This is a genomic window from Ligilactobacillus equi DSM 15833 = JCM 10991 (genome assembly GCF_000615765.1).
Taxonomy (GTDB): Bacteria; Bacillota; Bacilli; order Lactobacillales; family Lactobacillaceae; genus Ligilactobacillus; species Ligilactobacillus equi.
The window spans coordinates 1-24,201 of the sequence record NZ_BAMI01000030.1 but is presented as its reverse complement, the minus strand read 5'-3'; the positions used below and the strand labels follow the sequence as shown (position 1 = coordinate 24,201).

The 24,201-nt window shown below is 41.0% G+C and carries 25 protein-coding genes, 4 pseudogenes and 1 other annotated feature; of the genes and pseudogenes, 6 read left to right on the top strand and 23 right to left on the bottom strand.

What is annotated here, in order from left to right; all coding sequences use genetic code 11:
- Window positions 1-216: 216 nt before the first annotated feature.
- From JCM10991_RS15790 to JCM10991_RS07360, 6 genes are all read right to left on the bottom strand, one after another.
- Window positions 217-1,005: an ATP-dependent DNA helicase gene (locus JCM10991_RS15790; protein WP_051527985.1), complete on the bottom strand. Its 789-nt coding sequence runs from the start codon at window positions 1,003-1,005 to the stop codon at window positions 217-219.
- An 8-nt stretch (window positions 1,006-1,013) separates the two neighbouring features.
- On the bottom strand, window positions 1,014-1,628 hold the full coding sequence (locus JCM10991_RS15785; protein WP_051527984.1) for an ATP-dependent DNA helicase: 615 nt from the start codon (window positions 1,626-1,628) through the stop codon (window positions 1,014-1,016).
- Between the two features lie 26 nt (window positions 1,629-1,654).
- Window positions 1,655-2,581 (bottom strand): DEAD/DEAH box helicase, encoded by a 927-nt coding sequence (locus JCM10991_RS15780; RefSeq protein WP_051527983.1) that lies wholly within the window; start codon window positions 2,579-2,581, stop codon window positions 1,655-1,657.
- Between the two features lie 127 nt (window positions 2,582-2,708).
- Window positions 2,709-3,074, bottom strand: a complete 366-nt coding sequence (rplL, locus tag JCM10991_RS07370; RefSeq protein ID WP_023859080.1) for a 50S ribosomal protein L7/L12 — start codon at window positions 3,072-3,074, stop codon at window positions 2,709-2,711.
- Between the two features lie 72 nt (window positions 3,075-3,146).
- A complete protein-coding gene (gene rplJ / locus JCM10991_RS07365; RefSeq protein ID WP_025021001.1) occupies window positions 3,147-3,650 on the bottom strand; it encodes a 50S ribosomal protein L10 in 504 nt (167 codons plus the stop codon).
- Window positions 3,651-3,687: 37 nt separating this feature from the next.
- Window positions 3,688-3,806, bottom strand: a sequence feature (ribosomal protein L10 leader region).
- 57 nt (window positions 3,807-3,863) lie between these two features.
- Window positions 3,864-4,487 carry a histidine phosphatase family protein gene (locus tag JCM10991_RS07360; protein ID WP_023859078.1) on the bottom strand — a complete coding sequence of 208 codons (624 nt, stop codon included), beginning with the start codon at window positions 4,485-4,487 and terminating at the stop codon, window positions 3,864-3,866.
- A gap of 340 nt (window positions 4,488-4,827) precedes the next feature.
- Here JCM10991_RS07360 and serC point away from each other — a divergent pair, with 340 nt between their 5' ends.
- Window positions 4,828-5,916: a 3-phosphoserine/phosphohydroxythreonine transaminase gene (serC, locus tag JCM10991_RS07355; RefSeq protein ID WP_023859077.1), complete on the top strand. Its 1,089-nt coding sequence runs from the start codon at window positions 4,828-4,830 to the stop codon at window positions 5,914-5,916.
- Between the two features lie 14 nt (window positions 5,917-5,930).
- Complete coding sequence (locus tag JCM10991_RS07350; protein WP_025021000.1) at window positions 5,931-7,112, top strand: phosphoglycerate dehydrogenase; 1,182 nt, start codon at window positions 5,931-5,933, stop codon at window positions 7,110-7,112.
- A gap of 108 nt (window positions 7,113-7,220) precedes the next feature.
- On the opposite strand, the gene lepB is transcribed toward JCM10991_RS07350, so the two are convergent.
- The 4 genes and pseudogenes from lepB to rplK all read right to left on the bottom strand — a co-directional run bounded on the left by lepB (window position 7,221) and on the right by rplK (window position 9,644).
- Window positions 7,221-7,790, bottom strand: coding sequence for a signal peptidase I (lepB, locus tag JCM10991_RS07345; protein WP_025020999.1), 570 nt, complete (start codon window positions 7,788-7,790; stop codon window positions 7,221-7,223).
- Between the two features lie 46 nt (window positions 7,791-7,836).
- Window positions 7,837-8,202, bottom strand: coding sequence for a hypothetical protein (locus JCM10991_RS07340; RefSeq protein WP_035188361.1), 366 nt, complete (start codon window positions 8,200-8,202; stop codon window positions 7,837-7,839).
- A gap of 214 nt (window positions 8,203-8,416) precedes the next feature.
- Window positions 8,417-9,109 (bottom strand): 50S ribosomal protein L1, encoded by a 693-nt coding sequence (gene rplA, locus JCM10991_RS07335; protein WP_023859074.1) that lies wholly within the window; start codon window positions 9,107-9,109, stop codon window positions 8,417-8,419.
- A gap of 110 nt (window positions 9,110-9,219) precedes the next feature.
- A pseudogene (gene rplK, locus JCM10991_RS07330) lies at window positions 9,220-9,644 on the bottom strand (50S ribosomal protein L11).
- A gap of 310 nt (window positions 9,645-9,954) precedes the next feature.
- Here rplK and nusG point away from each other — a divergent pair.
- Entirely contained in the window at window positions 9,955-10,506 is a 552-nt protein-coding gene (gene nusG / locus JCM10991_RS07325) for a transcription termination/antitermination protein NusG (RefSeq protein ID WP_023859072.1), read from the top strand.
- Between the two features lie 52 nt (window positions 10,507-10,558).
- On the opposite strand, the gene secE is transcribed toward nusG, so the two are convergent.
- The 13 genes and pseudogenes from secE to JCM10991_RS07260 all read right to left on the bottom strand — a co-directional run bounded on the left by secE (window position 10,559) and on the right by JCM10991_RS07260 (window position 22,736).
- Entirely contained in the window at window positions 10,559-10,729 is a 171-nt protein-coding gene (secE, locus tag JCM10991_RS07320) for a preprotein translocase subunit SecE (protein WP_023859071.1), read from the bottom strand.
- A 13-nt stretch (window positions 10,730-10,742) separates the two neighbouring features.
- Window positions 10,743-10,892, bottom strand: a complete 150-nt coding sequence (rpmG, locus tag JCM10991_RS07315) for a 50S ribosomal protein L33 (protein ID WP_025020996.1) — start codon at window positions 10,890-10,892, stop codon at window positions 10,743-10,745.
- 201 nt (window positions 10,893-11,093) lie between these two features.
- The gene (locus JCM10991_RS07310; protein ID WP_025020995.1) at window positions 11,094-11,618 is read right to left on the bottom strand and encodes an NYN domain-containing protein; all 525 of its coding nucleotides are present in this window, start codon (window positions 11,616-11,618) and stop codon (window positions 11,094-11,096) included.
- A gap of 1 nt (window position 11,619) precedes the next feature.
- Complete coding sequence (gene rlmB, locus JCM10991_RS07305; protein ID WP_025020994.1) at window positions 11,620-12,378, bottom strand: 23S rRNA (guanosine(2251)-2'-O)-methyltransferase RlmB; 759 nt, start codon at window positions 12,376-12,378, stop codon at window positions 11,620-11,622.
- Window positions 12,371-12,732: pseudogene (locus JCM10991_RS13180) on the bottom strand (Mini-ribonuclease 3). The gene rlmB and the pseudogene JCM10991_RS13180 overlap by 8 nt, the downstream one beginning before the upstream one ends.
- 56 nt (window positions 12,733-12,788) lie before the next feature.
- Window positions 12,789-14,201: a cysteine--tRNA ligase gene (gene cysS, locus JCM10991_RS07295; protein ID WP_025020993.1), complete on the bottom strand. Its 1,413-nt coding sequence runs from the start codon at window positions 14,199-14,201 to the stop codon at window positions 12,789-12,791.
- 75 nt (window positions 14,202-14,276) lie between these two features.
- Window positions 14,277-15,766, bottom strand: a pseudogene (gene gltX / locus JCM10991_RS13175) (glutamate--tRNA ligase).
- 100 nt (window positions 15,767-15,866) lie between these two features.
- The gene (locus tag JCM10991_RS13170; RefSeq protein ID WP_035188356.1) at window positions 15,867-16,982 is read right to left on the bottom strand and encodes a PIN/TRAM domain-containing protein; all 1,116 of its coding nucleotides are present in this window, start codon (window positions 16,980-16,982) and stop codon (window positions 15,867-15,869) included.
- Window positions 16,983-16,990: 8 nt separating this feature from the next.
- The gene (gene radA / locus JCM10991_RS07280; RefSeq protein ID WP_025020992.1) at window positions 16,991-18,379 is read right to left on the bottom strand and encodes a DNA repair protein RadA; all 1,389 of its coding nucleotides are present in this window, start codon (window positions 18,377-18,379) and stop codon (window positions 16,991-16,993) included.
- 12 nt (window positions 18,380-18,391) lie between these two features.
- Window positions 18,392-18,931 carry a dCTP deaminase/dUTPase family protein gene (locus JCM10991_RS07275; RefSeq protein ID WP_023859063.1) on the bottom strand — a complete coding sequence of 180 codons (540 nt, stop codon included), beginning with the start codon at window positions 18,929-18,931 and terminating at the stop codon, window positions 18,392-18,394.
- Window positions 18,932-19,067: 136 nt separating this feature from the next.
- Window positions 19,068-21,035, bottom strand: a complete 1,968-nt coding sequence (locus JCM10991_RS07270; protein WP_025020991.1) for a PTS fructose transporter subunit IIABC — start codon at window positions 21,033-21,035, stop codon at window positions 19,068-19,070.
- Window positions 21,036-21,072: 37 nt separating this feature from the next.
- Window positions 21,073-21,984 carry a 1-phosphofructokinase gene (gene pfkB / locus JCM10991_RS07265; RefSeq protein ID WP_023859061.1) on the bottom strand — a complete coding sequence of 304 codons (912 nt, stop codon included), beginning with the start codon at window positions 21,982-21,984 and terminating at the stop codon, window positions 21,073-21,075.
- On the bottom strand, window positions 21,981-22,736 hold the full coding sequence (locus tag JCM10991_RS07260) for a DeoR/GlpR family DNA-binding transcription regulator (protein WP_025020990.1): 756 nt from the start codon (window positions 22,734-22,736) through the stop codon (window positions 21,981-21,983). Before JCM10991_RS07260 ends, pfkB begins: the two co-directional genes overlap by 4 nt.
- A gap of 209 nt (window positions 22,737-22,945) precedes the next feature.
- Here JCM10991_RS07260 and JCM10991_RS16170 point away from each other — a divergent pair, with 209 nt between their 5' ends.
- The 3 genes and pseudogenes from JCM10991_RS16170 to JCM10991_RS13160 form a co-directional block, all read left to right on the top strand.
- Entirely contained in the window at window positions 22,946-23,449 is a 504-nt protein-coding gene (locus JCM10991_RS16170; RefSeq protein ID WP_051527982.1) for a M48 family metalloprotease, read from the top strand.
- Window positions 23,431-23,853, top strand: a complete 423-nt coding sequence (locus JCM10991_RS16165; protein ID WP_081781965.1) for a M48 family metalloprotease — start codon at window positions 23,431-23,433, stop codon at window positions 23,851-23,853. Before JCM10991_RS16170 ends, JCM10991_RS16165 begins: the two co-directional genes overlap by 19 nt.
- A 71-nt stretch (window positions 23,854-23,924) precedes the next feature.
- Window positions 23,925-24,201, top strand: a pseudogene (locus tag JCM10991_RS13160) (hypothetical protein); the annotation flags it as partial.

Genomic DNA, 24,201 nt, shown 5'->3' with positions numbered 1-24,201 from the left:
CTTTAATAGGCTTTGAGGAGAAAAATATCAATACATTTCTCTTTTAGTTTTTACGGAAAATAACCTGCTCACTTCTAACATTCAACGAAAGCCCTATCTTTATTTCTTTTAATGCCTACACCTTCAATGTTCAAGTTAGTGTCATCCTCAATTATAGTGCCGAATAAGTATCCATAATTGAAAAAAGCACACTAAACAGTGACGCTCATACCTAATTTAATGCGCTTTTTGTAAAACTGTCTCCCAAAAATCATCTAAAATTGCAGGTAACTGTTGGTCAGAGAAGTTTTGCACTTGCCACTGTGGCGGAAAATACTGATAATAGCGTCTTTGTGCAAAACGCTCGTCCAAAAGTAAGACCACACCACAATCCTCCGCCGTGCGAATAACTCGCCCAGCGGCTTGGAAAACGTTATTTAAACCTGGTAATTGATAGGCTTGTAAAAAGCCATTTTCACCTTTGCAATCAAAATAGTCCTTGAGAGCATCATTTTTCAAATCTAATCTTGGTAAACCAACCGTCAAAATTGCAACTCCTTCTAGCTTACGTCCTTTCAAATCAATTCCTTCTGCAAAAATCCCCCCTAAGACTGCAAAAGCAACGAGCGAACTTGTTGGCTGATCCTTGAAAGCCGCTAAAAATTCCTGCCTTTCCTGAGATGACATGTCACTTGTTTGCACCAAAGTTTTAATCGTTGGATAAGCTTGATTGAAAGCTTGCACCACTTCATCTAACAATTTAAAGGATGGACAAAAAACAAGGTAATTGCCTGGATGACTTGCCTGCATAGCGCCGACCATCTTCACCACACGACTAAGATTTTGTTGACGATAACGATAAGTCATTTTTAAATTTGGCGCCACTAGCACCCTAAGATTCTCCGCCGGAAACGGTGAAGCTAAGCGATAAGCTAGACTATTTTCCTGACCACCTAAAAGTTCTTGATAGTATGGTAAAGGTGAAAGAGTGGCTGAAAAGAGAACCGCGCCACCACCCAGTGCCAAAGATTGGTCTAAGAGTGCACTCGGATTGAGGCAAAAAACTTCAACCTGACAACTCCCCTCTTGTAAAGCAAGCCGGTTCGGAAGGTAGCATCATAGAAGTCAGAAATTTTTAAAAAAGTGTATGCCTGAAAAAAGGTCTCCATAATTTCGTCCTTGTGATTATAGCCTTGGTGCTTTTTCAGCCAAATCAACATATAATCGATAAACTTTTGTAAGCTTTTAGTCAAAGAAGGCAGTTTCTCATCCAACAATAATTCTTCTTGTTGATATTCTAACATCGGCTCCTTCACACTAGTAAACTGGCTAATTACTTTGTTTAATTGCTTTTTTAAGCCAGTAAAAGTAGTATCTTTCAACAAATCAACCAAGTTCTCAAAAACTTTTTCCGTGACCGTCGCTGTATACATCTCCCGCGCCCGATTGACCAGGTTGTGCGCTTCATCAATCAAAAAAAAGTTACCTTGATCTTGACTAGAAAAGAAACGTTGCAAGTAAACCCGTGGGTCAAAGAGATAATTATAATCACAAATCACCAAGTCGCAAAACAAGCTAATATCCAAAGAAAACTCAAAGGGATCGATGGTGTACTTTTGAGCATACTGGCGAATCACTTCCTTATCCATAAGGCTTTCATGTTCTAAAATATCCTTCAAGGCTGGCCGTAAACGATCATAATACCTAACATATAAGGATTCTCGTCATCTTCTAAATCCTTTTCCTCGGGAAAAATCATTTGCTCCTTGGCATTCAAAACAACCGCCCGTATATCAACTTGTAAAATCTCCAGAGCTTGAACGGCCACTTGCCGGGTACTTTGCTTAGCCGTCAGATAGAATACACGTTGCGTCTTGGCTTCCCCCATGGCTTTCAAGGCCGGAAAAAGCGTCGACATGGTTTTACCGGTTCCAGTCGGGGCTTCCACAAAAAGACGTTTCTTTAAAGCAATGGCTTTGTAGACGGCTACTGCCAGTTCCCGTTGATTCTGACGATAGGCCGAAAAGGGAAATTTCAAGGCCTTCAAAGAACTCAACTTAGCTGCGGTTAATTCTTGCTTTAAGGTTACCCAAGCAGCAAATTCTTGCGTGACTTTCTCAAATAAAATCTCAGCTTCTGCTAACGTAAGAGTTTTAGTTACCTTTTCTATCGCTTCCGTCACAGTTGAGACATATAGTAACTCAATTTCCATTTGCACTAAGTCATACTCTCGCATCAAGAAATAAGCATACAATGTGGCCTGTCCAAAGTAGAGATCCAAGGTACTTTCTTTCAAGTCAGCATAATCTGCCGTTGAGGTTTTAATTTCGATAATCTTAACAGGTTCATCCTGGTCATTATAGGTAATTCCGTCGGCACGCCCTTGAATAATCCAGGTTTGTCCTCCTAGTTCTAGTTCGTACTTGAGACTAACTTCATTACGACTATTTGCTGGAAACTTACTTTGCAGTCGCTTGTGGATAACCACTCCATCTTGAGCTGCTAAAGGATTGGTGGCAGATTGACTACTACCTCCTAAATCCCCACGTTTTAAAATAAATTCTACTAACTGTCTGACCCCAATAACTTGTTTTAAAAACACCTTTTCACCCCCACTTATCCACCTGTGGATAACTTTCCTTCTCTATTATAGCTCACTTTTCCACAATAAATGCAAAAAAATACTCGCACTCAAACGAGTACGAGCATCCTTTTTGAAGTGGACAAGATTATTTAAGAGTAACCTTTGCGCCAACTTCTTCAAGCTTAGCTTGGATTTCTTCGGCTTCTTCCTTAGAAACGCCTTCCTTGATAACAGAAGGAGCGTTGTCAACAAGACCCTTAGCATCCTTCAAGCCAAGGCCAGTAATGTCCTTAACTACCTTGATAGCCTTAACCTTACCTGCACCGGCGTCAGTTAATTCTACATCAAATTCAGTCTTTTCAGCAGCGTCGCCACCAGCAGCACCTGCTACAGCAACTGGAGCAGCTGCAGAAACACCAAATTCTTCTTCGATTGCTTTAACTAAGTCGTTTAATTCAAGGATAGTTGCTTCTTTTAAATCAGCAACAATCTTTTCTGTATCTAATGCCATTATGATTTTCCTCCATTAGGTAATTTATTAATTGTTAATTAGTTTAGTGCAAGAAAGCCTTGCATTGACGCATTAAGCTGCGCCTTCTTCTTTGCTGTCAGCAACTGCGTTAACTGCATAAGCGAAGTTGCGAACAGGAGCTTGAAGTACGGAAAGAAGCATTGAAAGCATACCTTCCTTGTTTGGTAACTTGGAAAGAGCGTTGATTTCATCAACAGAAACAACTTCACCGTCAATCAAACCACCCTTAATTTCCAAAGCTTCGATGTCCTTAGCATAATTAGCCAAGATACGTGCTGGAGCAACAACATCTTCGTTTGAAAATGCAACGGCTGTAGGACCAACAAATACGTCTTCCAAACCTTCGTAGCCAAGCTTTTCAGCAGCGCGACGTAAGAATGAGTTCTTGATAACACGCATTTCAACGCCAGCTTCACGTAAGTCTTTACGTAAGTTAGTTACTTGTTCAACAGTTAAACCACGGTAGTCAACTACGACTGCAGAAGCAGCGTTTTGGAATTTTTCCACTGTTTCTTCAACAATCGCAGCTTTCTTTGCGATAATTTGTTCACTCACTTTTGATTCACCTCCTAGTCATTGTGTCAAAAGGTTTTGAAGTAATAAAAAAACCCTATGTTCACGAAGACATAGAGAGAGAATTAATTAAAAATCTCCTCGGCAGGATATTAAGGCTTACGCCACCTGAGTCTTCGGTAGAATCATATAAAATTGACCTTTATTAGAATAACATACCTAATATCGCAACGTCAACATTTTTTACAACTTTTTTTAAAAACCTGACACCCCTCGATTGTAGTAGACTACATGCTGATCTCCATTTTCAGGATCGACCAAAATTTTAGTTACGGAACAGTTATCTGGTTCAAGGATGGTTGTCCCGGATGACTTGGTTGCATTAATCGCAAAAGAACGGACTGTAAAGCCATGCGTTACCACGGCAATCTTGCCTTGTGGGTGCTTTTGGGTCACTGCTACTACAAAATCTGCCACCCGTTGTTCCACATCGGTAAAACTTTCACCTTTAGTAGCCACTTCAATATAACGTTCATTAACATCCTTAGTTAAATCCGAGAAATATTCGGGGTATTGATCCATTAATTCTTGGTTGTAGTGACCATCCCACTGCCCATAGGAAATTTCTAAAATACGTTCATCTTCATAAACTGGTATTTGAGCCTGCGTATTTAAAATGGCTGCTGTATCCCGTGTTCTTTGTAAAGGCGAAACATAAATAGCATCAAAACCTGTCAAATCAAAGTTAGCCGCTAAGTTTTGCGCTTGTTGTTTTCCCATATCATTTAAGTAAGTATTTTCTCCATTAATTTGCCCTTGCTTCAAACCAGCTTCATTTGCAAAGGTCCGACCGTGGCGAATAATGTATAATTCAGTCATTTCTAAACCCCCGTAAAAGTGTAATTTTTTTTATTATATCAGATAAATCAACTTTTAGGATTCGTGCAACTAACTTTTTAGTCCCTATTTTAAAAATCTCCTTGCTTTTTAATATAAGCGTGCTTATAATGTGGTTATGAACTAAATGAGGAGGAAAAAATATATGCTTAACTTAATCAAACACACAGCTACTTCCTCTTCTCGGTCTTCTCGTCTTTAGAAGGCCAACTTTGTCATGGCCTTCACCAATCAAAGTGAGGCCCTTAATAAAATTAGACTTTCAGCGGCACTCACTTTACCAAGTGAGTGCCTTTTCATTTAGAATTGGAGGAAAAATGCTATGCCTACATATAATTTTGCTGCCGGTCCCGCTACCTTACCACAGCCGGTCTTAGAGAAAGTCCAAGCCGAACTTTTGAATTTCGAAAATTCTCACATGAGTATCTTGGAAATTTCACACCGTTCCCCCCTCTACACTCATGTCTACCAAGCTGCTAAACAAAATCTTTTGAACTTAATGCACCTAGACGCTACAGTTTATGACGTTTTATTCCTCGGCGGAGGGGCCAGCCTACAATTTACCATGCTTCCCCTCAACTTAGCCCACAAACACCACCGAGTTGCCTATATTAATACTGGTCACTGGTCACAACGTGCCATCCAGGAAGCACAAAAGATCCCCGGCCTGACAGTGGATGTCCTAGCTTCTTCAGAAAATACGGATGGGACTTTCACCACAATTCCTGAAATTCCTGAAATCCCGACTGACACCTATGATTACCTACATATCACCACTAATAACACTATCATGGGGAATGCCTATTATGAACTGCCTGATACCAGTACACCTTTAGTTGCTGATATTTCTTCGAATTTTTTAGGACAAGAGTACCCCTTTGAAAAGTTCGACCTCATGTACGCCGGGGCCCAAAAGAATCTCGCACCTGCAGGTCTAACCATTGTGGTTTTAAAAAAATCCCTTTTAGACCAAGTTGCTAATCTACCTTCGATGCTTGACTACACGGCGCAAAGTCAAAAAGAGTCAGCTCTTAATACTCCACCAGTTTTCCAAGTCTACGTCGCCAATCTCGTTTTGGAATGGCTCAAGAACCTAGGTGGTATTGAAGCCATTGCACAAGAAAATCAACGTAAAGCGCAACTGCTCTATAACTGCTTAGATAATTCTCAACTTTTCCATAACAAAGTTGCAAAAGCTTACCGCTCCTTGATGAATATTCCTTTTGTCACAGATTCTAAGGAATTAGACGCAGAATTTATCCACGCTGCTAGCCAAGCTGGCCTCTTAAATCTTAAGGGGCACCGCTTAGTCGGCGGTATGCGCGCTAGTCTCTACAATGCCATGCCGTATGCCGGGGTCGAAGCCCTGTGTCACTTTATTGAAGAATTCGAACGTAACCATACCAACTAGGGAGGAAAAATAATATGTATCAAATTAAAACTTACAATGCTATCGCCAAGGAAGGTTTAGCCGAATTTGGTCGTAACTATGCCATCAATAAAACTGATAACCCAGATGCTTACCTGGTACGTTCAATCGACCTTCATGAACACGAATTTCCTTCATCCTTAAAGGCCATTGCTCGTTGTGGCGCAGGTTTCAACAACATTCCCTTGGATAGAGCCTTAGAAAACGGGACCATTGTCTTTAATACCCCAGGTGGGAATGCTAATGCCGTGAAGGAATTAATTGTAGCCTCCATGATTATGGCCAGTCGTAATATTATCGCCGCTGCAGAATGGTCCGCTAATGCGCAACCCGGAGCTGATATTACCTTGCGTACCGAAAAAGAAAAGACCAACTTTAATGGAACTGAATTGGCCGGCAAAACCTTAGCCGTCATCGGATTAGGCCACATCGGGTCTTTAGTTGCTAATATCGGGATTGACCTCGGTATGCAGGTTATTGGTTATGATCCTTACCTATCAGTTGAATCTGCTTGGAACCTTTCTGGCAATATTCAAAGAGCCGAAACGATTGAAGACGCTGTGCAAAACGCTGACTTTGTTACCGTCCACGTTCCTAAGGACCATGAAACCACCAATTTAATTTCTTATGAAGAATTTGCCTACTTCAAGCCAAACACTGTTCTCTTGAACTTCGCTCGCCTTGGTATTGTCGATAACCAAGCTGTCCTTTCTGCTATTGAAGATGGCACCGTGCGAAAGTACTATACCGACTTCTCCGACGAATTAATTTTGAACAATGACGATGTGGTAATTATGCCACATATCGGTGGTTCAACCATTGAAGCTGAAATCGGCTGTGCCAAAATTGCCGCCCAAGAAACTAAAGAATTCTTAGAAACCGGTAATATCCGCAACTCCGTTAACATGGCTAATGTCCACGCACCATTTAAGAGTGCTCACCGCATCACCGTCTTACACCAAAATATTCCTAACATGTTAGGGCAAATTTCTACTGTCATTGCCCAAGAAGGCATCAATATTGAAAATTTGGTCAACTCAGCCAAGGATAACTATGCCTACACCATGGTTGACATCGATGCTTTGGAAGGTCATGAAGCCCAAGAAATCGTCGCTCTTCTCGAAGCAATTCCAGCTGTCACCCGCGTGCGCCTCTTAAACAACCCATACAAGCGCTAATACCTTATAAAGTAATAAAAAATCGCTAGAAATTATCGTCTACCTAAAAACGATAAATTTTCTAGCGATTTTTTCTGAGCCTAAAATCTTGCTTCGTTTGGCACTTCTTTAAGGTTGATAATCATTAATTAACTTTTGTTTCTCATGCCACCAAAATACCCACACTGTCCCAAGAATCTTATCTCGTGGGACATAGCCATAGTAGCGGCTATCATTAGACACTTGACGATTATCCCCCAAAACAAAATATTTGTTTTTAGGCACCCTAAATTTCCTTCCGGTACCTAATGATACATCCTTGGCTTCCGGTTTAACCAAGTGAAATGTCCCTACTTTCTGCTGTGCTCTTGATATGTAGCTTTGACTTTGTTTTTTCCCATTTACAAATAAACTACCATCATTATGGTAAGAAATCACATCACCTGGTAAACCGATTACACGCTTAACATACAAAGTCTTAAGAGTAGCCCCTTTATCGACACCATGAGCTTTAAAAACAATAACCTTTCCTCTTTTTAGCTGTCCTTGCCTAACTAAGACAACCTTCTCACGATTATATAAATTAGGATCCATTGAATTTCCGCTAACAGAAACCAAAGAAAACAAAAAGGTTCTAATAATCAAGGCAATAGCCAACCCCACGACAACGGGAATTAGATATTCTAAACTTTTTTTCATTAATTTTTCTCCCTTTGAATGCAAGCTTTTCATAAAATCCTTCAGGCTACATTATTCTTAAAATTTTGAAAATTGATAATATCATCAAAAACGATGTTGATAATTGGAAAAAGCCACGGATTAACCTCTCCTTGGTAGTAAGTTGTCGTTTAGCCTGCAAGTTTTGTCTTCGTACAAAATTTAAAGGTAAAATCACAAAGAAAACATATACCAACAAGCTACTTGCATAACTCAAATATTCAAATAATTTTAAATCTTGCCACCACGTTATTCCAAGGATTGCGATTATCAAAATTAATATTTGACACACCATATATTGCAAGGTAATTTTAGCATGATACTTTAGTATTTTGTCCACTGATACTTTATCTGTTTTATGCATACCATAAATGACATACAATATTTTTTCCATAAAACTCACCCCTATTACTTTCATCCTTATCTTAACACACATCTCCTCGGTTTTAAAAAGAGCTTGTATTGAATTTTTAGTCATAATAGTCCGAAAGTAGAATGATATCATCCCAAAAATAATTACTTAATCCTAATAATTAGGTTACATTTATAGTAAAAAAGGCACCCTCAAATAAATGAGAGTGCCTTTTACAATAACTGTATTCTTTAGATTATAAAGAAGCTAAGTCAAGTGTAACACTTGGTCCGAAAGTTGAAGCAAGTGATACGTGCTTGATGTATTGACCCTTAACAGCGGCTGGACGAGCCTTAGCAACTACATCGTAGATAGTTTGGAAGTTGCCTGCAAGAGCAGCATCATCGAATGATACTTTACCCAATGGTACGTGCACGTTACCGTCACGATCAGTCCGGTAAGTAACCTTACCAGCTTTTGATTCTGAAACAGCCTTAGCTACGTCCATAGTAACTGTACCAGTCTTAGGGTTAGGCATTAAACCTTTAGGACCTAAAACACGACCTAAACGACCAACTTGGGCCATCATGTCTGGTGTTGCGATAGCAACATCAAAGTCCAACCAACCATCTTGGATTTGTGCAACTAAGTCATCGTCACCAACAACGTCTGCACCAGCTTCTTTAGCTTCGGCAGCCTTGGCACCCTTAGCAAACACAACAACCTTTTGGTCTTTACCAGTACCGTTTGGTAAAACAACGGCACCACGTAATTGTTGGTCAGCTTGCTTAGTGTCAACGTTCAAGTTGAAGGCAACTTCAACTGTTGCGTCGAACTTAGCAAAGTCCATTTCCTTAACTAATGCAATAGCTTCGTTAGCAGTGTATTCCTTACCTGCTTCAACAAGCTTTGCAGCTTCTAAATACTTTTTGCTCTTCTTTTTAGCCATTAGTGTAATTTCCTCCTTGCAATATGTGGTCTATCGGATATACCTCCCACTTGACGTCACTACTTTCATAGTGCGTCCGACTGAGAAGCATGGCCGTAGAAAGATTTAAATTAGCCTTCTACAACGAAGCCCATGCTACGTGCAGTACCTTCAATCATGCGCATTGCAGCTTCTACGTCTGCAGCGTTTAGATCTTGCATTTTTGTTTCAGCGATTTCTTGCACTTGTGCCTTTGTCACTGTAGCAACCTTGTTTGTGTTAGGTTCACCAGAACCCTTTTCAACACCAGCACCTTCTTCAATAATACGGCAGCAGGTGGTGTCTTAGTAACGAAGTCGAATGAACGGTCTTCGTAAACAGAAATCACAACAGGAATGATCATACCAGCTTGGTCAGCAGTACGAGCGTTGAATTCCTTTGTGAATCCCATGATGTTGATACCAGCTTGACCCAAGGCAGGACCAACTGGAGGAGCAGGAGTTGCCTTCCCTGCAGGAATTTGTAATTTAACAACGTTAATAACGTTTTTTGCCACGGTAAAAACCTCCTTGTATTTGTGGTACGGATGGCCAATCAGTTTTCGGCCTCCCACGCGTATACCATAAGCATACTAGAATAATATAGCATTAAACTCGGCTATTTGCAAGCCTCACCAGCGAGTATTTTCAGCAAATTCTTAAAACCACATTTCTGAAATGTATCACTATGTTATTTTCCAATTAAGTTTGTAATAACTTTCCCTGATGATTGCTATTTAACCAATTTTTTGCTATACTTTGGTTGTCGCAAGCTTACCGTTTTTGGAAGCTTTTTTATTTTGAATTAATTTTTTAGGAGGAAATATCATGGCAGAATCATTTGCAAAACAATGGTATGTTCTACATACTTACGCTGGTTACGAAAACAAAGTTAAAGAAAACCTTGAATCTCGGGCAACATCCATGGGAATGGAAAATAACATCTTCCGCGTTGTTGTACCTGAACAAGAACACACTGAAATTACTAAGACAGGTAAGGAAAAAACTGTTAAAACTAACGACTTCCCTGGTTACGTTTTAGTAGAAATGGTAATGACCGACGAATCATGGTTCGTTGTGCGTAACACTCCCGGAGTTACTGGTTTCGTTGGTTCCCACGGTTCTGGTTCTAAACCAGCACCACTTTTAGACGAAGAAATCAACCACATCTTACATGGTTTAAATATGAGTTCACAGCACCCTGATATGGATCTTGAAGTTGGCGAAAACATTACCATCATTTCCGGACCATTCAAAGATCAAGTTGGTCGCATTACAGAAATTGACAAGGATAAGATGAAGTTGACTGTTGCCATCGATATGTTCGGACGTGAAACTTCAACAGAAATCGACTACGACCAAGTTAAAGAATTAGTTTAATATATTTAAAAAGCTCCATTCACAGATTTTGTGAACGGAGCTTTTTATTTGACTAGTTAATAAAGGTTGATAAACCTAATTGAACTAAGTAATCCACGACAGCAAAGAAAACAACAAAAGCAATCGACATTGCAATTACGGTTGTAGTGTCACGCCGGGTTTCTTTAGCATTTAACCAGGTTGTATCGCGCATTGTTTGAAAAACACTTTTAATAAACTTCATTGAGCTCACCTCGCTACTTAGTTTCACGGTGAAGGGTGTGTTGCCCGCAATACTTACAGAACTTCTTTACTTCTAAACGTTGTTGGCGTTGAGGGTTTTCTGTGATTGTGTAATTACGTGAACCACATTGTGCACACGCCAAGGCAATTTTTTTGTTAGCCATAGTTTCCTCCGTATCTTTTCTTCAACCTACTTTAGCATGAAATTTCAATAAGTGTCAATGGTTAACATTTTATCATACCGTGATACGACTAACACAAAATAACTACAAAAAGTCCGCGCCAGTATCTTACTTTTCTGGTTTCGGACTTTTATTTCCCAGCCTCTTACGCCCCTTTTTCATAAAAATTAGAGAACTATGCAACTATTTTCCCATTAATTCATCACGGAGCTTACCAAGTTTGTCTAATTGATCATCACCCCAAGGATTCTGACGCACAGAAGCTTGGTCTTGGTAGACCTTAGCAGCCACGGAGTTTTCCTTATTAGCACGCTTGATGTCTTGGTATAACTCCCAAGCTGGCTTTCTTAAGGCTCCTTGCGAGAAAATCACCCATTGTTCTGCTTGATCACTAGTCGCAACTGTGACTAGTGTTAAAGGATTCATCAATCGACCTGCTAAAGATTCAATATACGTATCTGCCGTTTGTCCTTCATCAGTCCAAACGACTTCTAAATTATATTGTTTGTAAGACCTGGTCATTCCCGGTACAAACATAGCATCAAAAACCACGATAATTTCATCGTAAGCTTGTTTGTGGTAGCGGGACAAAATTTGCAATAACTCATCTCGCGCTAAGGCTAATTCGTCTTTTTTCTTGAGCTTTTCTAATTCTGGCCAATGACCAATCATATTATAGGCATCAACAATTAATACCTGATGTTTCATTTTAGTTACCTCGTGAGGTAAAACCTTGGCAGATTAAGAGACTGGCTGCGACACTAGCATTGAGACTTTGAACATGCCCAACCATTGGAATAGTTAACATGTCATCACAGACTTTCTTGAGTAAAGGTGAAATCCCTTTACCCTCATTACCAATAACGACAGCAGTTGGACCTTTAGCTGACCATTTTCTAAAGTCAGTTCCCTGCATATCCGTTCCAAAAATCCACACGCCCCGCTTTTGAAGTTCTTTGGCGGTTTGCACCAAGTTAGTTACCCGCGCTACCGGTACGTATTCAATGGCTCCCGTAGAAGTCTTCGCTACCGTGGAAGTCAACTGTACGGCTCGACGCTTTGGAATAATAATTCCGTGTACTCCAAAAGCATCAGCAGTCCGCATAATAGAACCCAAATTGTGAGGATCTTCAATTCCATCCAAAATCATGATAAAGGGGTCTTCCCCCTTCACTTCTGCAGCCGCAAAGATGTCATCCACACTAGCATAGGCATACGCTGCCACTGCCAAGACCACCCCTTGGTGATTTTGGTTGTCCGATAACAAGTCCAGTTTTGACTTAGGGACTTGGGAAACAATGATATTTTTCTTTTGGGCTAATTTAACAATGTCATGAATCGCATCAGCTTTAAGGCCGGATTGCACAAAAACCTTGTTAATTTCTTGACCACTCTTTAAAGCCGCTTGGGCTGGATGACGCCCAATGATAAAGTCTTGGTCAGTATTCGGAGTATTTTTCTTATCCACGTGTTTTACCTTTACTTTCTACTGTTTTTATACACCAGTCCGCTAACCAGGCCACACGTTCGGCTTGACCACTTAAGTGTAGGTAGCCAAAGACTGCTTCAAAACCGGTTGAAATCCGATAAGTCACCACATTAGTATTTTTAGCCGAGGTATGACTCTTCGCATTGCGCCCCCGGCGGAAGAATTCTTCTTCTTCTGCGGTCAAAATACCTTGAGCTTGCCATTGTTCGACTAAAAAGGCTTGAGCTTGGCAGAGACATAACGAGTCGCGATGTGGTGAAGCTTTGTGGGCTTGGTTAAACCATTTTCTAAAAGATGTTGGCGGACATATACTTCATAAATCGCATCGCCCATATAAGCGAGGGCAATCCCATTTAATTGACGATAATCTAATTTCATTTATTTTTCTCTTACTTTCGTTTCCAACGTGTCCCTTGGGGGGTGTCTTCCAAAATAATTCCCATTGCTTGGAGTTCATCACGTAAGGCATCACTGGTTTGGAAATCTTTATTTTTCCGGGCTAAGTCACGGTCTTTGACCATTTGGTCAATTTTCGCATCATCATCACCGGCTTGCGTTGTAAATTCTAAACCTAACACGGCTGTCATTTCTAAGAAGACTGTTTCTAAGAGCTGTAAATCCGCTAAACTCACTTGGGCTTGTTCGCTGTAAATGTTCATGAACTTAGCTAGTTCGTAAATCACCGCTAAACCATTTTGGACATTAATATCATCATCCATCGCTTCAATATAAGCTTGCTTAAAGTCAGTAACTTTTTGACTTACTTCAGCACTTAAAGCTTGTTCCAAAGCATCGACTTGGCGGAAGCGTAAGTTATCAATCGCATTACGTAACTTGTCGAGATTGGTCCGAGCTTCCGCTAAACTCATTTGACTGTAACGAATTGGTCGACGATATTGGGTCGTAGCCATCAAGAAACGAATTACTTGCGGGTCTTCTTGGCGTACTAAATCATGGACGGTAACAAAGTTCCCTAAAGACTTGCTCATTTTCTCATCTTGTTCGCCGACCGTCACAAAACCATTGTGCAGCCAGTAGTTAGCAAATTTCTTACCTGTCTTGGCTTCGCTTTGAGCGATTTCATTTTCGTGATGGGGAAATTCTAAGTCTTGGCCCCCAGCGTGAATATCAATCGTGTCACCCAGGTATTTAGTCGACATTACAGAACATTCAATGTGCCAACCAGGCCGCCCAGCCCCCCAAGGAGAATCCCAAGAAATTTCATTTTCCTTGGCCTTTTTCCACAAGGCAAAATCTAACGGATCTTCTTTTTTACCTTGGTCAAGGTTATCCACCCGTTGACTAGCACCTAATTCCAAGTCATCCACAGCTTGACCGGAAAGTTTACCATAATCCGTAAATTTACGGGCTCGGTAATAAACATCACCTTGAGCTTCATAGGCGTAGCCTTTTTCAATAAGCTCTCCAACAAAAGCAATAATATCAGCCATATTATCCATAACCCGGGGATTTAAGGTTGCTTTTTTAACATTTAAAGCTGTGATATCTTCGTAAAAGGCTGCGATATATTTATCCGTTACTGCTTGGACGCTTAGACCACTTTCTTGGCTAACTCGAATAATCTTGTCGTCTACGTCGGTAAAATTAGAGACATAATTAACTTCAAAACCCCGATATTCCAAATAGCGACGCACGGTATCAAAAGCCACCGCGGAACGAGCATTACCAATGTGGATATAATTATAGACGGTTGGTCCACAGACATACATCGTGACCCGACCTTCATTTAGTGGTTTAAAAACCTCTTTTTGGTTACTTAAGGTGTTATAAAATTGAAGCATCTTTTTTGGACCTTCCTTTCTAAAAAAAGCCCGGTTATCTGAAATAGCCGGACTTTTTGGCTTTTTCACATTAGTTTAAAAGCCCATTTCTGTCATTGTTTGTTCTAAATGGCTTAAGACCTTCTTACGTCCCAGTAATTCAATGGCTGGTCCTAACTCAGGGCCGTGCATTTCACGCGTAGTGGCAATTCGCACTGGCATGAATAACTTACGCCCCTTAATCTTAGTTTCCTTTTGGATTTCCTTGATAGCCGCCATGACAGAAACAGCATCAAAAATTTCCATATTCGCTACTTTCTTAGCAAATTCCGTTAAAACCGTCTTGGCACTTTCTTCAGCTAATTCAGCCTTAGCTTCGTCAGTTAGGGCAGGTGGTTCTTCGAAGAAGATTTCCGCCATATCAACGATTTGACCTGTGTAAGACATTCCTTGCTTGTAAACAGAAATTAACTTACGAGCCCATTCAATCTCTTGAGCAGATGGGTCTTGAGCGATTTTGCCAGCTTTGATTAATTGTAGTAAAGCAGAGTGTACGATTTGGTCATCGTTAGCAGACTTCACATATTGGTTGTTGATCCATTCTAATTTCTTACCATCAAAGGCAGCTGGTGACTTACTCAAGCGTTTTTCATCAAACATCTTGATAAATTCTTGGCGAGAGAAGATTTCATCTTCCCCAACTGGTGACCAACCAAGTAAGGCGATGAAGTTAAACATCGCTTCTGGTAAGTAACCTAAGGAACGATATTGTTCAATGAATTGTAAGACGGATTCATCCCGCTTGGATAACTTCTTACCTGTTTCTGTGTTGATAATTAAGGACATGTGGCCAAAGACTGGTATATCCCAACCGAAGGCTTGATAAACTGCCATTTGCTTAGGTGTGTTAGCTACGTGGTCATCCCCCGTAAAACGTGAGTAATTTCCATTAAGTGATCATCAACTACCACGGCAAAGTTGTAAGTTGGCATACCATCACGCTTCTTAATGACGAAGTCGCCCCCGATTGTATCAGAATTGAAGCTAATCTTACCTTTAACCATGTCATCCCATTCGTAAACAACATTGTGAGGTACGCGAATCCGAACAACTGGCTTAATACCCTTAGCCTTAGCTGCTTCTTGGGAAGCTTTAATTTCTTCAGCAGACATTCCTTCGTATTCGTAGATGTAACGAGGTGGTTCCCCATTAGCCTTTTGTTCTTCACGTTGGGCCGCTAATTCTTCTTCGGTCATGTAAGATTCGTAAGCTAAATCCTTATCCAATAATTCTTGAATTAATGGTTCGTAGATATCTTTACGTTCTGATTGCCGATATGGGCCCACCTTACCTGGCTTATCAGGACCTTCATCCCAGTCAATTCCTAACCAAGTTAAGTTTTCTAATTGACTCTTTTCACCATCAGCAATATTTCTCTTTTGGTCGGTATCTTCAATCCGAATCACAAAAGTCCCTTTGTTCTTACGTGCAAACAAGTAGTTAAATAATGCTGTCCGCGCGTTACCAATGTGTAAGTGTCCCGTTGGACTTGGAGCGTAACGTACACGAATCTTTTTCTTTGCCAATTTTGACGCCTCTTTCTTGCTATTTATTTTTATTCAATTGCTTCTGCTTATGCAGATGTTCTCCCTAATTTTACACTTATTAGCCGGAAAAATAAACCTGCTACTTCAATTTTCTTTGAGAATGCGTTGGTTTCGCAAAAATCATGCGTCCAGCATCTGTTTGCAAGGCAGAAGTCACTTCGACTTCAATATTTTTATTCATGAAGTAGCGCCCATCTTCAACCACAATCATGGTCCCATCATCCAGGTAAGCAACCCCTTGTTGGCGTTCAGTTCCCTTCTTAATCACCATGACCGTCAGCTTCTCACCTGGAATAACCCGTGCTTTCAAAGCTTTAGCTAAAGCATTCACATTTAAGACCTGAACATTTTGAAACTCACTCACCTTATTGAGGTTGTAGTCATTAGTAACAATCACCGCATCCATAATTTTAGCCAACTTGATTAATTTACTATCAACTTCACTAATATCCTCAAAGTCACCCTCATACATTTCAATGGGAACAATCTTTTCAGAACGAAGCTTGTTCAAAATATCTAACCCGCGACGTCCCCGCACCCGTTTAATACTATCACCCGAATCGGCAATATATTGCAACTCATACAAGACAAAGTTAGGGATTACTAAAGTCCCTTCAATAAAGCCGGTCTTCACTAAATCGTAAATGCGACCATCAATTAAAATGTTGGTATCAAGTAACTTATACTTGTAAAAGTTATCGTCAGCCTTTCTCTCAAGCACTTCATGTTGGGCTTGCGGTTCTTCTTTAACCACTGGCTGGGCTTCTTGACGACGTTTAGCCCAGAGTTTAGGTAGATCAATAAAGCGCGTCCGCCCCACGACCCAGCCTAAATAAGCAAAGACAATCATCAAGACTACCGGCATTATGGTATTGAAAAAGAATAATTGCGAATGCGTAAATAAAGTAGAAATCAATACTGCTAAAACTAAACCAATAATCACTGAGAGTCCCTCAGTTAGTAAAACTTCCGGCTTTTGTTGAGTCAAACTCATTTCTAAGCGCTTAATGACCCTTTCCACCGGCCTTGCCAAAATAAAGGCCAGCATCAAAAAGAGGATAATCCCTAAAGCCAAGTTCATAACAGGGTTAACCCCCCACTCAACATTTGCAGCTTCCCAAATCATCGGGAAGAAAGAATAGCCGATTCCCGCCCCTAAGAGCGCTGCAACTAAAATAATCAATCGTCTCCGCATTAAATCTCCTACCTTTCACCAAATGCTAATTTTAAAGCCTGATTTAAGGTCTTTACGCCAACTACTTCGATATTGGTGGGAACTTGCCAGTCCCCTAAGTTATTTTGCGGCACAAAGACCCGCTTAAAACCAATCTTAGCCGCTTCCATGACTCGTTGTTCAATGTGGGTTACTGAACGCACTTCACCAGTCAGGCCAAGTTCACCGATGAAACAGTCACTTTGGCGAGTTTCCTGGTCACGGTAACTCGAAACCAAACTAACCGCTAACGCTAAATCAATTGCTGGTTCATCTAATTTTACGCCACCTGCTGCCTTGAGGTAGGCATCTTGATTTTGCAAAAGCAGACCTGCTCTTTTTTCCAAAACCGCCATAATCAATGAAACCCGGTTGTGGTCAAGCCCCGTGGTTGTCCGCTTAGCATTCCCGAAAGAAGTTGGCGTCACTAAAGCCTGTAATTCAACTAAAATAGGTCGTGTTCCTTCCAGCGAAACCACCACGGCTGAGCCGGTGGCACCTTGTAATCTTTCTTCCAAAAAAAGTTCCGAAGGATTAGTTACTTCCGTTAACCCACTAGTTCGCATTTCAAAAATCCCAATTTCGTTAGTGGAACCAAAACGATTCTTCACCGCCCGTAAAATGCGGTAGGTTCTTTGTTGATCTCCCTCAAAATAGAGCACCGTATCCACCATGTGTTCCAGGATTTTTGGTCCGGCAATAGCCCCACCCTTGGTCACATGACCAACCACAAAGACAGTGATACCGTTAGTTTTAGCAAGTTGCATTAAGTCTGCCGTTACTTCTCGAATTTGGGCCACCGATCCCACGGCTGAAGACATTTCCGGTTCTTGCATAGTTTGTACCGAATCAATAATGACATAATCCGGCTTTAATTGACTAATGTTTTCCTTAATGGCCGTCATGTCCGTTTCTGGATAAAGGTAAAATTCATCTCCACCGACGTCTAGCCGATCTGCCCGCATTTTAATTTGAGTAGCACTTTCTTCCCCTGAAACATAAAGAACTCGCCCATGCTTATGCGCTAATTGTCCTGAAACTTGCAATAATAAGGTAGACTTCCCAATTCCTGGATCTCCCCCGATTAAAACTAGCGAACCTGGTACAATACCACCACCCAAGACACGGTTCAGCTCTAAAAGCTCCGTCTTCACCCGGGGTGTTTCATGTACCGCTACCTTATCCAAAAGTTCTGGTTGAATCCGACTCCCTCCCAAAGTGATCCGAGGTTGGGTCGCCACTTTACTAGTAGACGTTTCTTTTTTTTGAATTTCTTCAACTAGAGTATTCCAGTTGCCACAATTAGGGCAACGTCCAAGATAACGAGGTGAGTTATAGCCACAGTTTTGACATACATATTGTGTTTTAACCTTTGCCACATCTTCACCTTCCTATTTTACGCCAGAGGAGCCAAAGCCCCCAGTTCTTTCTTTTTTCGGACCTAAATCATTGTCCGCCAAGAGATAAGGCATAAAAATCCCCTGACCTATGCGCTCACCCTTTTTAATGGTGATATCTTTAAGACCAAAATTAATCAGCTGGAAAAAGATTTCACCTTCATTACTTTCATTGTTGTAATAATCCGCATCTACAATTCCAACTCCGTTAGGTAAAATCAAATTACGCTTAAGCGGATTAGAGGAGCGATTTGCCAACATGAGAAACTCATTTTCAGCCATATAAGCTTTGATACCCGTAGGCACTAAATACGGCTTGAGGTCTTTTTGACCATTTAAATAATCAATTTCAGTGGGAGCCTTTTTATGGAAAAGCATCCACAAAATTCTAATAAAGTTGCGCTTCCAAATACTTGGTAACACAAAGTCTTCACGAGCACAAAAATCATAGCCCGCGGCTTTTTTGGTTGCCCGACCAGGTAAAGTTAAACCATCCTGGGCATACTTTGAAACAATTTCAAATCCTCTTTTCATTGGTCTCCCTCTTTTCTTTACAGCTAAACAAATTATAACATACCTAACTCCATTCGTTAAAAATCTCGTCTCAAATTTTACTTTCTAAAAGACAAAAACGCCCTGCCAGACTGACAGAGCGTTTTTAAACTAATTCTTATTTGTTAACTGGCTTTTTCCAAACAGACATAATCACTGCCGCTACAATTGAACCAACTAAAACAGCGATGATGTAACCTGGAATGTTAGTTGCTAATGGTGTCACCCAGAAACCACCGTGAGGGGCAGGCACACCAACTTTAAGCATCCCAACTAAAGCACCACCGATTGCAGAACCGATGATACATGAAGGAATAACCCGACCTGGGTCGGCTGTGGCAAATGGAATAGCACCTTCTGTGATAAAGGAGAAACCAAGCACCCAGTTAGAAACCCCGGCACGACGTTCGTCTTCCGTGTACTTGTTTTTGAAGAAAGCTGTCCCAATAGCCGTAGCAAATGGAGGAATCATTCCCCCCACCATTACAGACGCCATCAAAATTGCAGAAGTCTTAGAAGTTGGGTCGTTAGCAAAGGCCCCAGAAGCAAAGACGTAAGCTGCTTTGTTGAAAGGACCCCCCATATCAATGGACATCATCCCAGCTAAAATCATGGTAAGTACAACGATATTACCTGTCCCCATCCCGTTCAAGAAGTGGGTAATAGCTAAGTTAATGCCAGAGAAAATTGGGTTGATAATGTAGTACATAATCAAAGCAATGAAGAGCAAGCCAAAGATTGGGTAAATCAACATTGGCTTCATTCCTTCAACGGACTTAGGTAAGTGCGCAGCTACCTTCTTCATACCCAACATTAAGTAACCGGCAATAAAACCGGCGGCTAAACCACCCAAGAAACCAGCTGGTGAAGTTGAGTCCTTCATGAAGTTAACTGGGTATGTCCCGCCTAAGGAAGCATTCGCAATCGAAGCCATGAAACCACCGACAAAACCAGGCATTAAGGCTGGAGTGTCACCGATTGATTCAGCAATGTAGGCCGCTAAAACAGGAACCATGAAGGCAAAGGCTAAGTTACCAGCACCATTTAAGAAAATAAAGGCAGGGTTCTTAGCACCACCGGCCATGTATTGTTCTACGATGAAGGAAAGAGCCATTAAAATCCCACCACCGATAACAAATGGCAACATGTGGGAAATTCCGTTCATCAATTGCTTGTAGATGTTTCCCCAAACTGTACCATCTGATTCAGCCGAAGTAGATGCGTCTGCACCTGTAGAGTGGAAAGTTGGTGCATTACCGTCAAGAACCGTTTGAATCAAGTCTTCAGCATTCTTGATAGCAGCTGTAACTGGTTTGTTAACCAATGGCTTACCATCAAAACGAGGCATTTCCACCTTCTTATCAGCAGCCACGATAACCCCAGCGGCACGATTGATTTCATCCGGTGTTAAGCGGTGCTTAATACCTTCAGAACCATTAGTTTCAACTTTGATATCAACGCCCATCTTTTCAGCAGTCTTAATCAAGTTTTCTTCGGCCATGTAAGTGTGGGCAATCCCATTAGGACAAGCGGTAACAGCCACAATGTAAGGACGTTCTTCGTTAGAAGCAGCGGCAGCGGCTTCCTTAGCCTTTTGCGCTTCTTCACGTTGACGTTCTTCTTCTTCTTGAGCCGCAATTGCCTTAGCAAAGACGTCTTGTACGTCATCAGGGGTTTCAGCACCCTTTAATTCTTCTACCACTTCAGGGTTCATTAACACTTTGGATAAAGCTGCTAGAGCTTGTAAGTGAGTGTTGTCGCCACCTTCTGGCGCAGCAATCATGAAGAATAAGTGAGCTGGTTGACCATCGAATGATTCGTAATCAATCCCTGCCTTACTACGCGCGAATAACACCGCTGGCTTCACAACTGCTTCGTCATGAGCGTGAGGAATGGCAATTCCGCCCCCCATCCCAGTTGTGGATTGTTCTTCACGTTTGATAATATCTGCCTTGTATACTTCTTCATCATTAATGATGCCTTTTACGAAGTATTGGTGAACCATTTCGTCGATTACTTCAGATTTAGAAGTTGCCTTCAAATCCATAATCATGATATCTTTCATCAATAAATCACGAATGTCCATTGTTACACTTCCTTTTCTTATTATTTTAGTTTACTTTTTAATATTCAGTAATTTCAATTTGTGGTAAGATTTCGTCAATCTTAGCGCGGTTGGCTAGGTCTTCAGAGAAGGCAGTCGCAGAACCACAAGCTAAACCGTAACGGAAAGCTTCCATAGGATTTTTGGTCTTTGCGTAAGTTCCTACGAAACCACCAATCATGGAGTCACCGGCCCCTACAGAATTAACGACCGTACCCTTAGGTGCTAAGGAGCGGTAAACCTTGTCCTTCGTAATCATTAAACCACCGTCACCAGCCATAGAGATTAAGACATTTTGCGCCCCTAAATCTAATAACTTACGACCGTACTTTACGATATCGTCAATGCCATCAAACTTCACACCGAATAATTCGGCTAACTCGTGATTGTTGGGCTTTACAACTAGTGGTTGTTGTTCTAAAGTCTTCATCAAGCTTTCACCAGTTGTGTCAATCACAAATTGCGCTCCCTTAGAGCGAATTAACTTGATTAAGTCAAAGTAAAAACTTTCATCCAAGCTAGGCACTAAAGAACCCGCAAAAATTACAACGTCATCTTCAGTCAACTTATCAAATTGTGCAGTGAAAGCTGCCACTTCAGCTTCAGAAATCGTAGGCCCTTGACCGTTGATTTCAGTTTCTTCTTGGGCTTTAATTTTCACGTTAATCCGAGTATCCGCGGCAATTTTGGTAAAGTTTGTCTTCAAACCAACCTTTTGCAAAGCTTCATCCACGAATTGACCGGTGAAACCACCTAAAAATCCCCAGGCTTCGCTAGCGACACCAAGTTCACCCAAGATACGGGAAACATTAATTCCCTTTCCCCCAGGCAACATGTTGCTGTAGTCCATGCGATTAACTTCGCCTAAGGTTAATTCTTCTAATTGCACAATGTAGTCAATTGAAGGATTTACAGTAACTGTGTAAATCATTTAAAAACCTCCTGAATAGATGTTTGGTTGTTATATTGGCGCCGGATGTGAGCTGGTAATTTTCCCGTCACTATTTCCACTTGGTCAAGGTTTGCAATTTGCACAAAGGAAACCGCCGAAAACTTACTGGCATCTGCCAGAACAAAAGTTTGTTCACTTTGCTCAATGGCCAAGCGTTTTAAAGCTGCTTCATCAGGATCAGGCGTTGTCAGTCCGTATTGGGGATGAATCCCATTAATGCCAATAATTGCTTTATTAAAGCGATATGAACTTAAAGCTGCTAAAGCCTGACTGCCAACCACTGCCTTAGTGTTGTCTTTGAGACGACCACCTAGGACAATGGTTTGGATGCCCCGGTCAGCTAACTTTGAAGCGTGACTAACGCCATTAGTGACTACGGTAACCTTCATCCCAGGTCGCAAGTAATCAACCACATTCAAAGTAGTCGTCCCCGCATCGAGATAAAGAACATCATTCTCCTGAATCAAGGTCGCCACGTATTTGGCCAAGGCGGCCTTTTCACTTGTATTTTGGACGGATTTTCCAACCACATCAAGCTCTTGTTGCAATGAGTACTTGAGCTTTGCTCCCCCATGCACGCGTGTTAACAAGCCTTGTTCTTCCAAGAGTTGTAAATCACGACGAGCTGAAGATTCTGAGCAGGCAGTTTGATTGCAAATATCTTGAATCTTGACGATATTATCGTTCTTAAGCATTTTCAAGATAATCTCTTGTCTTTTTTCTGCAAGCACTTCCATCACTCCCTACAATATACTATCATCCTCAAACTAAAAAAGCAATCACAAATCATCAAAAACCGTCAGAAACTTCCATGAAAATAAAAGAAAGCGTCATTTTCATCCAGTATTGTGGACAATCAATTTTTCTATTCTTTTAAATTTCACCATTCAAGATGCATTGAAACATGCTATGATGTACTGAGAAAAGAAAGGAGTTTTTTATGCTTTATCAACAAATTTCAGCTAATAAACGTAACACCATCATCGTTCTCTTCTTATTTGCTGTTTTGATGGTATTACTTGCTAGTTTTCTAGGTTACATATTTGGAGTCAAATTTGCTTTGTGGTTCTTTACTGGTTCAGTAATTTACGCCACTATTTCCTACTTCTACGCTGCCAATGTGCTTATGCAAATTAACGATGCAAATGAACTTCACCCTGCCGATTATCCACAATTATTTTCTATGGTTGAAGAACTTTGTATCGCAGCTGCGCTCCCAATGCCACGTGTGTATCTAATTCAAACTGCTTGTCCTAACGCATTTGCTACTGGTCGTAACCCTCAGCACGCTAGCATTGCTGTAACGACGGGTCTACTTCAAATGATGGAAAATGATGAACTTCAAGCTGTCATTGGTCATGAACTAGCTCATATTAAAAATTACGATACACAAGTTACTACAATTATAAGTGTACTAGCTGGCTTATTTCTTCACTGGGATTAGGCGCCCTTTACTTTGCGTTTAGTTTTTTTCGTACACGCTTCAACAATTTTTATTTTCAAATTATTTTCTACTTAATTGGTGCCGTAATTTTATTTATTGGCCTAGTTATAACTTGCATCGGGATCCCTATCAGTAAAATTCTCTATTTCATGTTGTCACGACAACGTGAATATCTGGCAGATGCTTCATCTGTAAACTTTACCAGAAATCCAGATGGTATGATTCGCGCTTTGCAAAAATTGCGGGGAGATAAACATGTTATGCCACGCGGTGGAGCTTTGGGTCACGAATTATATTTTAACGTTGGCCAAGTCGGCTCCTGGTTCTCTAATCTCTTCTCAACGCATCCGACATTAGATAGCCGTATTTCACGTTTACTAGACAGTTTCTCTGTTAAGCATTAATTTCTTATCTAACAGATTTAAATTCAATTTCGAAGTAATTAATCTTAACGATTGACTATGACGTCAAGAATTTGAAGCAAGGTTATCAAGGAGCTTTAGCCACAGATTACTATGGCCGGGCGTTACCCAAACATGACCACGGAAGCTATAATTTTGAACGCTATACCGACCTACAAAGTCGGTTATTCAAGGGTTTTAAAGAGATTTATCAGCGCCAAGTAAACCTGAAAATGCTAATCCAAAAAATTACCGTGGTGGCCAGCGATGTCATGCCGGCTAAGGAAGCTGATTGGGTGCAAGTCAGCCAACAGTTAGATTTATTTGCTGATTTTACCCAAGCCGAAACGT

What these genes read in the sequence shown, in the direction of transcription:
- lepB (WP_025020999.1), bottom strand. Translation starts at nt 7,790, where the DNA reads ATGAAAAAAAGTTTAGAATATCTAATTCCCGTTGTCGTGGGGTTGGCT.
- JCM10991_RS13170 (WP_035188356.1), bottom strand. Translation starts at nt 16,982, where the DNA reads ATGCGGAGACGATTGATTATTTTAGTTGCAGCGCTCTTAGGGGCGGGA.
- JCM10991_RS07275 (WP_023859063.1), bottom strand. Translation starts at nt 18,931, where the DNA reads ATGAAAAGAGGATTTGAAATTGTTTCAAAGTATGCCCAGGATGGTTTA.
- pfkB (WP_023859061.1), bottom strand. Translation starts at nt 21,984, where the DNA reads ATGATTTACACAGTTACTGTAAATCCTTCAATTGACTACATTGTGCAA.
- secE (WP_023859071.1), bottom strand. Translation starts at nt 10,729, where the DNA reads ATGAAGTTTATTAAAAGTGTTTTTCAAACAATGCGCGATACAACCTGG.
- JCM10991_RS07340 (WP_035188361.1), bottom strand. Translation starts at nt 8,202, where the DNA reads ATGGAAAAAATATTGTATGTCATTTATGGTATGCATAAAACAGATAAA.
- JCM10991_RS07360 (WP_023859078.1), bottom strand. Translation starts at nt 4,487, where the DNA reads ATGACTGAATTATACATTATTCGCCACGGTCGGACCTTTGCAAATGAA.
- rplA (WP_023859074.1), bottom strand. Translation starts at nt 9,109, where the DNA reads ATGGCTAAAAAGAAGAGCAAAAAGTATTTAGAAGCTGCAAAGCTTGTT.
- JCM10991_RS07270 (WP_025020991.1), bottom strand. Translation starts at nt 21,035, where the DNA reads ATGGACATTCGTGATTTATTGATGAAAGATATCATGATTATGGATTTG.
- JCM10991_RS15785 (WP_051527984.1), bottom strand. Translation starts at nt 1,628, where the DNA reads ATGGATAAGGAAGTGATTCGCCAGTATGCTCAAAAGTACACCATCGAT.
- nusG (WP_023859072.1), top strand. Translation starts at nt 9,955, where the DNA reads ATGGCAGAATCATTTGCAAAACAATGGTATGTTCTACATACTTACGCT.
- JCM10991_RS07310 (WP_025020995.1), bottom strand. Translation starts at nt 11,618, where the DNA reads ATGAAACATCAGGTATTAATTGTTGATGCCTATAATATGATTGGTCAT.
- serC (WP_023859077.1), top strand. Translation starts at nt 4,828, where the DNA reads ATGCCTACATATAATTTTGCTGCCGGTCCCGCTACCTTACCACAGCCG.
- rpmG (WP_025020996.1), bottom strand. Translation starts at nt 10,892, where the DNA reads ATGGCTAACAAAAAAATTGCCTTGGCGTGTGCACAATGTGGTTCACGT.
- JCM10991_RS16170 (WP_051527982.1), top strand. Translation starts at nt 22,946, where the DNA reads ATGCTTTATCAACAAATTTCAGCTAATAAACGTAACACCATCATCGTT.
- cysS (WP_025020993.1), bottom strand. Translation starts at nt 14,201, where the DNA reads ATGCTTCAATTTTATAACACCTTAAGTAACCAAAAAGAGGTTTTTAAA.
- rplL (WP_023859080.1), bottom strand. Translation starts at nt 3,074, where the DNA reads ATGGCATTAGATACAGAAAAGATTGTTGCTGATTTAAAAGAAGCAACT.
- JCM10991_RS07350 (WP_025021000.1), top strand. Translation starts at nt 5,931, where the DNA reads ATGTATCAAATTAAAACTTACAATGCTATCGCCAAGGAAGGTTTAGCC.